Raw genomic sequence first — 13,652 nt, 5'->3', positions numbered from 1 at the left:
ACGCCCGAGCCGAGCGCGCGGGCTCCTGTCACCTGTTGACGCCAGCCCATCGGCTGACCCAAGCCCCCAGTAAGAGATGAGGACGAGGCACGCATGAACATCGTCGTCTGCGTCAAGCACGTGCCGGACGCACAGTCCGAGCGCACCTTCCGTGAATCCGACAGCACCATTGACCGCGAAGGCGTCGACGGCCTGCTCTCCGAGCTCGACGAGTACGCCGTCGAAGAGGCCCTCAAGCTGGTCGAGGCCGCCGGCGAGGGTGAGGTCACCGTGCTGACGGTGGGCCCCGCCGGAGCCGCCGACGCGATCAAGAAGGCGCTGCAGATGGGGGCCCACGCGGGCATCCACGTCAGTGACGACGCCATCCACGGCTCCGACGCGGCCGCCACCTCGCTGGTGCTCGCCGAGGCCGTGAAGAAGGCCACCGGTGGTTCCCCCGAGCTCGTGCTGACCGGCATGGCCTCCACCGACGGGGTCATGGGCGTCGTTCCGGCGATGCTCGCCGAGCGCCTCGGCCTGCCCCAGGTCACCTTCGCCTCCGAGCTCACCATCGCCGACGGCACGGTGACCATCCGGCGCGACGGCGACACGGCATCCGAGACGATCGTCGCGAGCCTGCCGGCCCTGGTCTCGGTCACCGACCAGATCAACGAGCCGCGCTACCCCTCGTTCAAGGGGATCATGGCGGCCAAGAAGAAGCCCGTGGAGCAGTGGGGCCTGGCCGACCTCGGCATCGACCCCTCGCTCGTCGGTCTGGATGCCGCGTGGACGACCGTCGTGTCGTTCGCCAAGCGTCCGCCGCGCGCCCAGGGCCAGATCGTCACCGACGGTGGCGACGGCGGCACCCAGCTGGCGGAGTTCCTCGCCGGCCAGAAGTTCCTCTGACCCGGCCGACGACCAGACAAGGTAGGACACCCCCATGGCTGAAGTACTCGTTCTCGTCGACCACGCCGACGGCCGCCTGCGCAAGGCGACCGCTGAGCTGCTGACGATCGCCCGCCGCCTCGGCGAGCCCTCCGCCGTCCACATCGGCCCCGGCGCCGACCGCGCCCAGGTCACGCTCGCCAAGTACGGCGCGCACAAGGTGTACGTCGTCGACGACGCCGACGCCGCGGGCTTCCTCGTGGCACCGCAGGCCGAGATCCTCGCGGCGCTCGTGGAGAAGGTCACCCCGGCGGCCGTCATCATCCCGAGCAACGCAGCCGGCAAGGAGATCGCCGCGCGTCTGGCGATCAAGACGTCGTCCGGCCTCATCACCGACGCCGTCGACGTGCGCGCGGGGGCTGACGGCATCGAGACGACCCAGTCCGTGCTCGCGGGCTCGTACACCGTCACCGCCAAGGTCACCACCGGCACGCCGATCATCGCCGTGAAGCCGAACTCGGTTCCGCTGGAGGCCTCCCCGGCCCCCGGTGTCGTCGAGGCGTTCGCAGTCACGGTCAGCGACGCCGCCAAGGCCGCGCGCGTCACCGACAGCCAGCCCAAGAAGGCCACCGGCCGTCCCGAGCTCACCGAGGCCGCCATCGTGGTTTCCGGTGGCCGCGGCACCGGCGGTGACTTCTCGCCCGTCGAGGAGTTCGCCGACAGCCTCGGCGCTGCCGTCGGTGCGAGCCGGGCAGCCGTCGACGCCGGCTGGTACCCGCACGCCCACCAGGTCGGCCAGACCGGCAAGCAGGTCTCGCCGCAGCTCTACGTCGCCGCCGGCATCTCGGGTGCGATCCAGCACCGCGCCGGCATGCAGACGTCGAAGACGATCATCGCCATCAACAAGGACGAGGAGGCGCCGATCTTCGAGCTCGTCGACTTCGGCGTCGTCGGCGACCTGTTCTCGGTGCTGCCCCAGGCCACGGCCGAGGTCAAGAAGCGCAAGGGCTGACACCACGAAACCACCGCTCACGAGGCGGTCTGCCGCGCGAGCGGACGATGAAGGGGCGACCGAATCGGTCGCCCCTTCGGCGTTCCCGGATGGCGGGGCCTTGCTCCCGTCGCAGATCGGTACTCCGGATGTGCGCCCTTGCAGCAGCGCGCACCAGGAGCAAGAGCGCACATCGGGAGCAGGAGCGCGCAAGGGGAGCAAGGATCTGCGTCGGCGGCGCCACCCGGCGCCGGGGGGTGTTCGCCGGAGCGGATTCCGAGGCGCTGCGCATCGCCTGATGCCGCCGCCGCCGATGCCGTGCGGTCAGGGAGTTCGCTGCCGGGCGCGAAACGTAGAATCGCCCGTTGTGAGCCACTACCTCGACCATGCGGCGACGACACCCATGCTGCCCGCCGCGGTCGACGCCCTGCTCGAGGTCTCGCGCCAGGTGGGCAACCCGTCGTCGCTGCACACCTCCGGTCGGGCCGCCAGGGCCGTCGTCGAGGAGGCCCGCGAGCGCATCGGGGCGGCCCTCGGAGCCCGGCCGTCGGAGGTGGTCTTCACCTCGGGGGGCACCGAGGCCGACAACCTCGCCGTCAAGGGCACGTGGCTGGCCCGCCGGGCGCAGGACCCTTCAGTCAACGGCGTCGTGACCAGCGCCATCGAGCACCACGCGGTGCTCGACCCCGTCGAGTACCTCGAGGGCTCCCGCGGGGTCGCCGTGACCTGGCTGGAACCCGACCGCTGCGGCCACCTCGCCCCCGACACCCTGCGCGAGGCCCTGGCGCCGGGCGGCGTGGCCGTCGCGAGCGTGATGTGGGCCAACAACGAGGTCGGCACCATCCAGCCGGTGGCCGAGCTCGCCGCGGTCGCCCGCGAGCACGGGGTGCCCTTCCACACCGACGCCGTGCAGGCGATCGCCCACCTGCCCGTCCGCTTCGACGACAGCGGCGCCGACCTGATGACCGTCAGCGCCCACAAGCTCGGCGGGCCCGTCGGGGTCGGGGCCCTGCTGGCGCGGCGTGACGCCCCGCTCGTGCCCATCGCCCACGGTGGTGGGCAGGAGCGGCAGGTGCGCAGCGGCACCCTGGACGCGGCCGGCATCCACTCGTTCGCCGTGGCCCTGGAGGAGACCGTCGCCCACCGCGACGTCGAGGCCAAGCGCGTGCTCGCGCTGCGGGACCGGCTCATCGAGGGGGCGCTCGGGCTGGGCCTGGGCATCACCGTGAGCGGCTGCTGGAAGGCCGGCGACGCGACCAAGCGCCTGCCGGGGAATGCCCACGTGCTCGTCCCCGGGTGCGAGGGCGACAGCCTGCTCTATCTCCTGGACGCGGCCGGGGTCGAGTGCAGCACGGGGTCCGCCTGCCAGGCCGGGGTGCCGCAGCCGAGCCACGTGCTGCTCGCCATGGGGCACACCGAGTCGCAGGCGCGCGGGGCGCTGCGCCTGTCGCTGGGTCACACCTCGACCGAGGCCGACGTCGACGCGTTCCTCGCTGCCCTGCCGGGTGTCGTCGAGCGGGCTCGACGGGCGAGCGGGCTGCTCTGATGAGGGTCGTCGCCGCGATGTCGGGCGGGGTCGACTCGGCCGTCGCCGCCTCACGCATGATCGAGGCCGGCCACGAGGTCGTCGGCGTGCACCTGGCGCTCTCGCGCTCGGCCGCGACGCTGCGCGAGTCCGCCCGCGGGTGCTGCACCATCGAGGATGCCGGGGACGCGCGTCGCGTCGCGGACCGGCTCGGTATCCCGTTCTACGTCTGGGACCTCGCGAGCCGCTTCGAGCGCGACGTCGTCGAGGACTTCGCCGCCGAGTACGCGGCCGGGCGCACGCCCAACCCCTGCCTGCGCTGCAACGAGCGGATCAAGTTCGCCGGGTTGCTCGACAAGGCGGTGGCCCTGGGGTTCGACGCCGTCGCGACGGGGCACTACGCCCAGATCGTCGACGGGCCGGCGGGCCGCGAGCTGCACCGGGCGGTCGACGCCGCGAAGGACCAGTCGTACGTGCTCGGGGTGCTGGACGCCGACCAGCTCGCACGCTCGTTCTTCCCACTCGGTGACTCCACGAAGACCCAGGTGCGGGCCGAGGCTGCCGAGCGTGGTTTCGCGGTGGCCAGGAAGCCGGACAGCCACGACATCTGCTTCATCCCGGACGGTGACACCCGCGGGTGGCTGAACCGGCGGCTGGGGGAGCGGCCGGGTGAGCTCGTCGACGCGGTCACGGGTGCCGTCGTCGGGTCACACACCGGGGCGCACGGCTTCACCGTGGGGCAACGTCGAGGGCTCGGCATCGACCGGTCGGCGCTCGACGGCGACCCGCGCTACGTCGTCGAGATCGACGCCCCGAGCAACCGGGTCGTCATCGGCACGGCCGACCTGCTCGGGGTCGACCTCATCGTCGGTGACCACGTGCGCTGGTGCGGCCCTGCCCCCAGCGGGCGGGTCTCGCTCGGCGCCCAGGTGCGGGCGCACGGCGAGGAGGTGCCAGCCACGGCCGAGGTGGTTCCCGGTCCGTCGCCCACCGTTCGGGTGGTGCTCGAGCGCCGCGTGCGCGGTGTCGCGCCGGGGCAGTCCGTCGTGCTCTACGAGGGCACCCGGGTCGTCGGGTCGGCGACCATCAGCGAGACCGGGCGCGCCTGACCACCCAGCCCCACGGCATCCGCCATCGTTGTCGGGGGGGTGTGGCTGCGGGCGCGTGGTCGGCACGCAGCACGTCGGAGCGCACGCAGTAATTGGTGCGCGATCGGAACCTCTGCGTGCGCGCTCAGATGCAGGGCGATATCACGAGCGGAATAGTTGATACGTCAACTAGCGTTGTGGGAAGTACCCTCCGAAACCGGGGAGCCCAGAAGCGCAAGGAGCTGATCACCATGCCAGCCGTGACCGTCGAGAACATCCTCACCCTGCCCCGCGTGACGGAACCCGTGCCGGATGCCGTGACGCGCCCCGTGCGCTCGGTCACCACCGCGCCGAGCGGCTTCGAGGGCGAGGGGTTCCCCGTGCGGCGAGCCTTCGCCGGCGTTGACCTGGCGGCGCTCGACCCGTTCATCCACATGGACCAGATGGGTGAGGTCGAGTACGCCCCGGGCGAGCCCAAGGGCACGGCCTGGCACCCGCACCGCGGCTTCGAGACCGTCACCTACATCATCGACGGCACCTTCGAGCACCGGGACAGCCACGGTGGCGGTGGCACCATCACCAATGGCGACACCCAGTGGATGACGGCGGGCTCGGGCCTGCTGCACATCGAGGTGCCGCCCGAGTCGCTCGTGCTGTCCGGCGGGCTGTTCCACGGCCTCCAGCTGTGGGTCAACCTGCCCGGGTCGATGAAGATGTCGAACCCGCGCTACCAGGACATCCGCGGCGGCGAGGTGGCCCTGCTGTCCACGCATGACGGTGGCGGCCTCGTGCGCGTCATCGCCGGTGAGGTCGACGGCCACCAGGGCCCCGGCATCACCCACACCCCGATCTCGATCGTGCACGCCACCATCGAGGGCGGCGGCCAGCTGCGCCTGCCCTGGAACCCGCAGTTCAACGCGCTCGTGTACGTGCTCAACGGCCTCGGCACGGTCGGCCCCGACCGGCGCCCGATCCGCCAGGGTCAACTCGTCGTGCTCGGTGCCGGCGACGTCATCGAGGTCGGCGCGAACGAGCAGCAGGAGAGTCGCAGCCCCAGCCTGGACCTCTACATCATGGGTGGCCGCCCGATCCGTGAGCCCGTCGCGGCCTACGGCCCGTTCGTCATGAACACCCGCGCCGAACTGGTGCAGGCGTTCGAGGACTTCCAGGCGGGCAAGCTCGGCACCATCCCCGGGCACAGCTTCGGCTGAGCAGGCGTCAGCCGGGGCGACGGCCGAGCAGGATGACCGTCGCCACCCCCGAGGCGCGCTCGCCGATGCGCTGCGTCGCGAGCGAGCGCTCCTCGGATGGCAGGGCGACGAGATCCATCGCGTCGAGCCACACCTGGCTGCGCCATGACTGTGCGAGCGTGCCGAAGGCCCACTCGTCGAGCGGACCCATCAGGGCGTCGAGCATCTCGGCCAGGGGTGACCACTGGGCGACGACCTCGCGCTGCACCTCGTCAGTGGTCTCGTCGATGATCGTGTTGACCAGTTCGTGGTCTTCGTGACGCTGGTGGCGCCGTTCGTCGTCGAGGGCGTCCCAGTCGTCGAGCACGTCGACCAGGGCGAAGGCCAGGTCGTGGTTGATGTGGGCGTTGATGCCGAGCATGAGCGCCTGGAGCGGGTGGCAGTCAGGGTCCGAGCAGGCGTCGAGGGCGCCGCGCCACACCGCGGGGCACACCTGTTCGGGCACCTGGGCGACGGTCGCGTCGACGCCGTCCGGGGTCGTCGTGACGGTCGTGACCGTGGTCAGGGTGAAGTCGCCCGACCGGCCGTACGCCTCCACGGCGTCGAAGTAGTAGTCGGCGAACCGGTCGAGCAGACGCGTCACCCACACCCCGTCGTGGAAGGCGCCGTTGAGCACCCGCTCGCGCACCCGTCTCGTCATCACGAGGTAGCACTCGGAGAACACGGCCCGACGGTCCCCGGACGCAGTCCAGACCTGAGTCAGTGACTCCAGCCTCTGCTCGGCGGTCGCCGGGTCGCCCATGCCTGAACAGCGTAGGCGCGACCCGGCCCTCGTCACGGGAAAACGAAGCAGCCCGCGGTGGGTGGGGCCGTACCTGGAGTGACCTATTGGTCGATGTGGGGACGGGGTGTGGTGGGTGGGGCCGTACCTGGAGTGACCTATTGGTCGATGTGGGGACGCAGGGTGTCGGCCACCGCGCGGATCGCGGCACCGGCCTGGGTCTCCGCCAGCCCCGCGTAGCAGAGCACCAGCCCCCGCACCGGCGTCGCGACGGCATACGCCGACAACGGGCTCGCCGCCACACCGGCCGCGTCGAGCCGGGTCACGACGTCGAGGTCGTCGACGTCGTCGGGCAGGCGCAGCACGACGTGCAGGCCGGCCTCGACCCCGTCCAGCACCACGAACGGAAGGTGTTCGGATGCCGCCGCCACCAGTGCCGCTCGCCGCGCGGCATACGTGCGGGTCACCCGGGCGTGGTGGGTGGCGAGCGACCCGGAGGCGATGAACTCCGCCAGCGCCAACCCGGTGGCCTCGTTGACGACCAGGCCCCGGCTCTCCAGCTCGACCCTCAGGCGTTCGCGCAGTCGACGCGGTGCGGCGATCCACGCGACCCGCAGGGACGGTGCGATGAGCTTCGACGCCGTGCCGATGTAGACGACGTGGTCCGCGGCGCCCGGCATCGACCGCAGCGCGGGAAGCGGCGAGACGTCGTAGCGGAACTCCCCGTCGTAGTCGTCCTCGAGCACGAGGGAGTCGGTGCGCCGCGCCCAGTCCAGCAACAGCGCGCGCCGGGTGACCGGCATCCGTGCGCCGAGGGGGTACTGGTGCGACGGGGTGACGTAGACGGCCCGGGCGCCGCGCGGCAGGTGCGCGGGGTCGAGTCCGTCGCCGTCGACCGACACCGCCGCGACGCGGGCACCCTCGGCCTCGAACGCGGTCCACGCCTCGACGTAGCCCGGGTCCTCGAGGGCCACGGTGGACCCGACGAGGCCCAGCGCCACGGGCAGGGCCCGCAGCGACGCCCCGACGCCGGGCACGATCAGCAGGTCGTCGGGGGCCACCGCGACGCCACGGCTGCGCCGCAGGTGGTCGGCGAGCACCCGGCGCAGGCGCTCGTGACTCGGCCCGGCGCCGGCGTCGTTGCCGGGCACGGCGGTGCCCGCGGCCCGCCAGGCGCGGCGCCAGGCGGCGGCGTCGAGCAGCGTGGTGTCCGGGCGTCCGGGGCGCAGGTCCCAGCGGGGTGCGGTGGTCGTGACCGCTCGGATGCCGGCCGCCTCGCCTCCCGCGGCGGGCACGTGGCTGAGTGCCCCGGCCGCGGCGGCCCGGTCGGCGCCCGGGGCGACCACCGCTCCCGAGCCGGCCCGGCTGAGAACGAAACCGGCGGCCGCCAGCTCGTCGTAGGCCGCGACGACCGGGCCGCGCGAGAGGGAGAGGTCGGCCGCGAGGGCTCGGGTAGAGGGCAGGGGGTCGCCGGGGCGGAGGCGGCCGGAGCGCAGTTCGCCGACCACGGCGTCGGCGATGCGGTGGCGCAGGGGAGCGGGGCCGTCGGCCACCGTGATCGCGAGGTCGACCCGTCGGGGGGTGCGCGGCATCCTCGAACCATAGTGGTCCTGTGATTTCGGTGCCTACTGGATCTCGGCATGGGCCACTTTGCCTTGATGGGATGGTGCGACGGTGCCCCTGTCGGGGTGCGGAGAGAGGATGAGGCAGTGAGTGGGCTCCAGATGCGACCCGGGTGCGAGTGCTGCGACGTCGACCTGCCTGCGGGCGAGGTCGGTGCCGTCGTGTGCTCGTTCGAGTGCACGTTCTGCTCGGGGTGCGCAGAGCACCTCGAGCGCGCCTGCCCGAACTGCGGGGGTGCCCTGATGCCGCGCCCGACGAGGGTCGGTGACGCACTGGCCCGCCACCCGGCATCGACGCAGCGAGTGGTGTCCGCCGGCGAGTGCCCCGGCCCGGGGTATGCCGGGCGCGCCAGCGTGGGTGCCGGTGCCGGCGCCGGTGATGCTGCAGGTGCCTCGCCGCAGCGGCTGCGGCGCCTCGCCGACCGGGCGCGCTCGGAGCGCACCGAGCTCGACGCCCTGCTCGACGAGGTGCTCACGGGCACGCTCTCCACCGTCGTCGACGGCCGCCCCTGGGTCGTGCCGATGCTCTTCGCCCGCGACGGTGACCGGGTGCTGTTGCACGGGTCGACGGGCGCGGGTGCGCTGCGGCACGTCGCGGCCGGGGCCCCGGCGGTCTTCAGCGTCATGGTCGTCGACGGGCTCGTCGTCGCACACACCACCTTCGACTCCTCGGCCAACTACCGCTCCGCGGTCATCCACGGGGTGCTGACCCCGCTCACGGGCGAGGACCGCGAGACCTCCCTGGACCGCATCTCCGAGCGCCTCGTTCCCGGTCGAACGTCCGAGGTGCGTCCGATGCTGCCCAAGGAGGTCGCGGCCACCCTGGCGATGGAGCTGCCCATCACCGACGGCCAGTGGGTGCTCAAGGCCCGCTCGGGGGGTGCGTCAGCCCCTGACGAGGAGACCGACGCGTGGTCGGGCGTCGTCCCGTTGCGCGTCGTCGCCGGCGACCCCGAGCCCGCCCCGTGGTCGGTGGAGGCCGCGACCCCGGTCCCGGCATCCGTCACGGCCTTCGTCGAGCGGGTGGGCCGATGACCGCGCCCGTGCGGGCCACCGGCATCGGGTCGTGGCCCGGCACCTCGGTGCGTGAGGCCGTGCGCACCGTGCGCGACCTGCTGGTCACCGGTGACGGCGACGGGCTGCCGCACCTGCCCGAGACCCCGGCCCGCGGCCCCGGTGCCGACATCATCGGGCGGGCTGCCGGCCTGCTCGTCGACCTGCCCGTGGACCTGCAACCCAGTGGCTGGCGACTCGTCGCCCGCCCGGGTCGCGACTCCGGCCGCACCGCAGCCCTGCACCGCGAGGACCTCGACGAGCTGGCCGAGGCCTACGACGGCTACGTCGGCCCGCTCAAGGTCCAGGTTGCCGGCCCGTGGACCCTCGTGGCGTCGCTGCGCCTGAACCGTGGCGAGCGGGTGGTCTCGGATGCCGGGGCGGTGGGTGACGTGACCGCGTCGCTGAGCGACGGCATCCAGAACTACGTCGCCGACGTGCGCCGCCTTGTCCCCGGTGCCGACGTCGTCCTCCAGGTCGACGAGCCGTCCCTGCCGGCCGTGCTCGAGGGGTCGCTGCCGACCTCGTCGGGGTACGGGCGGGTGCGGGCGGTCGAGCCGCACGACGTCATGCGCCGCCTCGAGCAGGTGCTTGCAGCCCACGACGGCGACACGGTCGTGCACTGCTGCCACCACGCCGCGCCGCTGCCGCTACTGCGGGCCGCCGGTGCCGGGGCGGTCGCCCTCGACGTCACGGCCGCCACGCCGGCGCGCTGGGAGTCGATCGCGGCGACGCTCGAGGCCGGCACCGGGCTGTACGCCGGGTGCCTGCCGACCGACGGCTCTGGCACCGACCACGGCGCGCGGGCGCTGGTCCTCGAGGGCTTCGAGCGGGCCGGCCTGGCGGCCACGACGCTCACGGGGCTCGTGGTCTCACCGGCCTGCGGCCTGGCCGGACTCACACCGCATGGGGCCCAGGCCGTTGTGCGCGCGGCGCTCGACACGGCGCGCCGACTCAGCGAGGAGGTACCGGCATGAGGGCGCAGCCGCGTGTTCCCTGGCAGGTCAAGTACCTGGCGCTCGTGCTCATCTGGGGGTCGAGCTTCCTGCTCATGAAGGTCGGCCTCGAGGCCCTGACGGCCGTGCAGATCTCCGGCCTGCGGATCCTGTCCGGGGCCGTGGTCCTGCTCGCCCTGCTCTTCGCGCGCGGAGGACGGTTGCCGACCGGGGCCCGGGTGTGGGGCCACCTGCTCGTGTGCGGGTTCTTCCTCGGGGCCCTGCCGTTCACGCTCTTCGCCCTCTCCGAGACGCGGATCAGCTCGGCGCTGGCCGGCATCGGCAACGCGGCGACCCCCATCGCGACGGTGCTCGCCACCATGGCGATCCTGCCGGGGGAGCGGGCCACCGGGCGGAGACTGGTCGCCGTCGGCGTCGGCTTCCTCGGCGTCATCACGATCATGCAGCCGTGGACGGCCACCGACCGGCCCGATCTCGTCGGGTTCTCGATGGCCCTCATCGGTGGCGCGAGCTACGGCATCGGGTGGACGTACAACCGGCGCTTCCTCAGCGGGGTCGACCTCGGCGGGCTCTCGCAGCCGGCGGCGACCCTGACGAGCGGGCTCGTGCTCATGGTGCCGTTCGTCATCACGTGGGCGCTGCTTCAGCCAGAGGGACTGGCGGCGATCTGGGCCTACGACACCGCAGGTGCGGGCGACCTGCCCTGGTTGCCGCTGCTGTGCGTGCTCGTGCTCGGCGTCGTCGGCACCGGGTTCGCCTACATGCTCCAGTTCGACGTCGTGCGTGGCGCCGGGCCCGTGATCGGCTCGACGATCACCTACCTGATCCCCGTGGTGTCGGTGCTGCTCGGCGTGCTCGTGCTCGGGGAGCACCTCGGGCCCTGGCAGATCGTGGGGTTCGTGATCGTTCTCGGCGCCGCGTTCGTCATCAACCAGAAACCCGCAGCCCGACCGGCCACCGACGCCACGGCATCCGACGTGGTCGAGGAGCAGTCGCCCGCCCGCGCCTGAGGTTTATCGGGTCGCCCGATAAACCTCGACTCACCCGGACAACGCTTGTCCAGGAGAGTCGAGGTTTGCCGGGTCAGGTGTGGCCACCCGCCGACTCACTCGGCGGGTGCGTGCACCTCGCGGCGCAGGATCTTGCCGGTCGGGCCCTTGGGAAGTTCGGAGACGACCCACACCGTGCGCGGGTACTTGTACGCCGCGATGCGCTCCTTGGCGAAGTCGATGATGTCCTGCGGGGTCGCCGTCGAACCCTCGCGCAGGGCCACCGCCGCACCGACCTGCTCGCCGTAGAGCTCGTCGGGGATGCCCACGACCGCCACCTCGAGCACGTCGGGGTGCTCGTAGAGGCACTCCTCGACCTCCCGGGGGTACACGTTCATGCCGCCGCGCAGGATCATGTCCTTCTTGCGGTCGACGATCGTGAAGTAGCCCTGCGAGTCCATCGTCGCGAGGTCTCCGGTGCGGAACCAGCCGTCGGGGATGGCCTCGGCGGTGGCCTCCGGCTTGTTCCAGTAGCCCTTCATGACGTTGTCGCCGCGGATGGCGATCTCACCGACCTCGCCGACGGGCACCTCGGTGCCGTCGAGGTCGACGCACTTCATCTCGCAGCCGGGGATGGCCACGCCGATCGTACCGGGCTTGCGCTCCATCGTCGGCATGTTGAACGACGCGACGGGCGAGGTCTCGGACAGGCCGTAGCCCTCGAGGATGATGCAGCCGAACTTCTGCTCGAACGAGCGCATCACCTCCAGCGGCATCGCGGAGCCGCCGGACGCACACGTGCGCAGCGACGACGCGTCCATGCCGTCGGATGCCGGGTGGTTCAGGATCGCGGCGTACATCGTCGGCACGCCCTGCATGATCGTCACCCGCTCCTTCTCGATCACCTCGATGGCCGCGGCGGGGTCGAAGCGCGGGATGAGTGCGAGCGAGGCCCCGGCGATGGTGGCGGCGTTGAGCCCGACGACGAGGCCGAAGACGTGGAACAGCGGCAGGCACCCCATGACGACGTCGTCGGCTGTCATCTGCTGGATGACCTGGGCCGAGCGCATCGCGTTGAGGTGGATGTTGGAGTGCGTCAGCTCGGCACCCTTGGGGCGGCCGGTCGTACCCGAGGTGTAGAGGATGATCGCGGTGTCGTCGTCGGCGCGCTCGTGCGGCTCGGTGATCGGTTCGCCGCCCTCGAAGGAGCCGGCCACCGGGCCCATCGGGCCGCACTCGATGATCTGCGTGCCGCTGTTCTGGGCGCCCTTGGTGGCCTCGGGCACGAAGTCGGGCCACACGAAGGCGATCTTCGCGCCGGAGTCGGTGAAGAAGTAGTCGATCTCGCCGGCCTTGAGCAGCGGGTTCATCGGCACGACGATGCCCCCGGCCAGCAGGATGCCCCAGTAGACGACCGGGAAGGCCGGGACGTTGGGGAGGATGATCGCGACCCGGTCGCCGGGCTGGATGCCGTTGGCGCGCAGCGTCCCGGCCACGGCCGCGGCCATGCCGTGCAGCTGGGCGTACGTCACGCCCTGGCCGTTGATCCGCAGCGCATCCTGCTCGGCGTTGGTCGCTGCGGTGCTGGTGAGGTTGGTCGCGAGGTTGGTCATCGGGGCTCCTGGGCTCGGCGGCTCTGTCGGGCTGGCCCATCGTCGCACGCGATCTAAGGTGGGGCGATGGCGAGCTGGCAGATGCGTGCGGTGGCCCTCTACGTGCGCGCGACCCGCAAGAAGAGGTACGCCACCCGCGAGGCCGGCCTGGCGTTCCTGCACGCCGCCAAGGGACCGTCCGACCCGCCCGCGAGGACCCTCGGTGACGCTCGCCTGAGGACCCACCAGGTACGGGGCCGCGACGTCCACGTGGTGCGTGGACCCGGCCACACGGCATCCGGTGCAGGGGTGGTCGTCTACCTCCACGGGGGTGCCTACACCAACGAGATCGTCGACCAGCAGTGGGCGTTCGCTGCTGCACTGGCGGCGCGCACGGGCATCGAGGTGCACGTGCCGATCTACGGGCTCGCGCCGCACCACACGGCATCCGAGGCAGTTGCCTTCGTCGCCGAGGTCGTCGAAGGTCTTGTCGCGCAGGGCCGTTCGGTCGTGCTGCTCGGCGACTCGGCCGGTGGTGGGCTGGCCCTCGTCGCAGCCCAGCAGGCCCCGCCGGCCGTGCAGCAGCAGGTGGCCGGGCTGCTGCTCATCGCCCCGTGGATCGACCTCACGATGGCCAACCCCGCCGTGGATGCCGTCGAGCCCACGGACCCGTGGCTCACCCGGGCGGGGCTGGCGCCGATCGCGCAGGCGTGGGCCGGTGACCTCGCTCTCGACGACCCCCTCGTGAGCCCCCTGTTCGGCGACCTCACCGCCCTGCCACCGGTCGAGGTCTGGGTCGGGACCCGCGACATCACCCTGCCCGACTGCCGGGAGCTGGAACGGCGGATGCCGGTCGGCTCGGCCTTCGTGCTCCACGTCGAGGAGGGTGCGATCCACGACTACCCGCTGCTGCCGACCCCGGAGGGTCGCGCCGCCAGCGAAGAGATCGGCGAGCGCGTCACCGCGCTGCTCACGGCATCCGGCTGACCCTGCGGCCGATC

The 13,652-nt window shown here is 72.3% G+C and carries 12 protein-coding genes; 9 read left to right on the top strand and 3 right to left on the bottom strand.

Annotation, left to right across the window (positions count from 1 at the left end):
* The first annotated feature begins 93 nt into the window (after window positions 1-93).
* The 5 genes from C8E84_RS06040 to C8E84_RS06020 all read left to right on the top strand — a co-directional run bounded on the left by C8E84_RS06040 (window position 94) and on the right by C8E84_RS06020 (window position 5,679).
* Window positions 94-885, top strand: coding sequence for an electron transfer flavoprotein subunit beta/FixA family protein (locus tag C8E84_RS06040; RefSeq protein WP_159900353.1), 792 nt, complete (start codon window positions 94-96; stop codon window positions 883-885).
* A gap of 34 nt (window positions 886-919) precedes the next feature.
* Window positions 920-1,876 carry an electron transfer flavoprotein subunit alpha/FixB family protein gene (locus tag C8E84_RS06035; protein ID WP_159900351.1) on the top strand — a complete coding sequence of 319 codons (957 nt, stop codon included), beginning with the start codon at window positions 920-922 and terminating at the stop codon, window positions 1,874-1,876.
* 346 nt (window positions 1,877-2,222) lie between these two features.
* Window positions 2,223-3,401, top strand: a complete 1,179-nt coding sequence (locus tag C8E84_RS06030) for a cysteine desulfurase family protein (RefSeq protein ID WP_246196816.1) — start codon at window positions 2,223-2,225, stop codon at window positions 3,399-3,401.
* Window positions 3,401-4,489 (top strand): tRNA 2-thiouridine(34) synthase MnmA, encoded by a 1,089-nt coding sequence (gene mnmA, locus C8E84_RS06025; protein ID WP_159900349.1) that lies wholly within the window; start codon window positions 3,401-3,403, stop codon window positions 4,487-4,489. The genes C8E84_RS06030 and mnmA overlap by 1 nt, the downstream gene beginning before the upstream one ends.
* 230 nt (window positions 4,490-4,719) lie before the next feature.
* Window positions 4,720-5,679 carry a pirin family protein gene (locus C8E84_RS06020; protein WP_211675412.1) on the top strand — a complete coding sequence of 320 codons (960 nt, stop codon included), beginning with the start codon at window positions 4,720-4,722 and terminating at the stop codon, window positions 5,677-5,679.
* A gap of 7 nt (window positions 5,680-5,686) precedes the next feature.
* On the opposite strand, the gene C8E84_RS06015 is transcribed toward C8E84_RS06020, so the two are convergent.
* Entirely contained in the window at window positions 5,687-6,460 is a 774-nt protein-coding gene (locus C8E84_RS06015) for a DUF5995 family protein (protein ID WP_159900347.1), read from the bottom strand.
* Between the two features lie 137 nt (window positions 6,461-6,597).
* Window positions 6,598-8,031 (bottom strand): MocR-like pyridoxine biosynthesis transcription factor PdxR, encoded by a 1,434-nt coding sequence (gene pdxR, locus C8E84_RS06010; RefSeq protein ID WP_159900345.1) that lies wholly within the window; start codon window positions 8,029-8,031, stop codon window positions 6,598-6,600.
* A 117-nt stretch (window positions 8,032-8,148) separates the two neighbouring features.
* Between pdxR and C8E84_RS06005 the strand changes: the two genes are divergently transcribed.
* From C8E84_RS06005 to C8E84_RS05995, 3 genes are read left to right on the top strand one after another with little or no spacing between them, the layout of a single operon-like run.
* Window positions 8,149-9,096 carry a DUF1272 domain-containing protein gene (locus C8E84_RS06005; RefSeq protein WP_159900343.1) on the top strand — a complete coding sequence of 316 codons (948 nt, stop codon included), beginning with the start codon at window positions 8,149-8,151 and terminating at the stop codon, window positions 9,094-9,096.
* A complete protein-coding gene (locus C8E84_RS06000; RefSeq protein WP_159900341.1) occupies window positions 9,093-10,091 on the top strand; it encodes a uroporphyrinogen decarboxylase/cobalamine-independent methonine synthase family protein in 999 nt (332 codons plus the stop codon). The genes C8E84_RS06005 and C8E84_RS06000 overlap by 4 nt, the downstream gene beginning before the upstream one ends.
* Window positions 10,088-11,080 (top strand): DMT family transporter, encoded by a 993-nt coding sequence (locus tag C8E84_RS05995; protein ID WP_159900339.1) that lies wholly within the window; start codon window positions 10,088-10,090, stop codon window positions 11,078-11,080. The genes C8E84_RS06000 and C8E84_RS05995 overlap by 4 nt, the downstream gene beginning before the upstream one ends.
* A 95-nt stretch (window positions 11,081-11,175) precedes the next feature.
* Here C8E84_RS05995 and C8E84_RS05990 read toward each other — a convergent pair whose 3' ends face one another.
* Window positions 11,176-12,672: a long-chain-fatty-acid--CoA ligase gene (locus C8E84_RS05990; protein WP_159900337.1), complete on the bottom strand. Its 1,497-nt coding sequence runs from the start codon at window positions 12,670-12,672 to the stop codon at window positions 11,176-11,178.
* Window positions 12,673-12,738: 66 nt separating this feature from the next.
* Between C8E84_RS05990 and C8E84_RS05985 the strand changes: the two genes are divergently transcribed.
* Window positions 12,739-13,638 (top strand): alpha/beta fold hydrolase, encoded by a 900-nt coding sequence (locus C8E84_RS05985; RefSeq protein WP_159900335.1) that lies wholly within the window; start codon window positions 12,739-12,741, stop codon window positions 13,636-13,638.
* The last annotated feature ends 14 nt before the right edge of the window (window positions 13,639-13,652 follow it).

Source organism: Ornithinibacter aureus (assembly GCF_009858245.1).
Taxonomy (GTDB): Bacteria; Actinomycetota; Actinomycetes; order Actinomycetales; family Dermatophilaceae; genus Fodinibacter; species Fodinibacter aureus.
The sequence above is the reverse complement of the archived record's forward strand: the minus strand, read 5'-3'. Positions and strand labels throughout refer to the sequence as shown.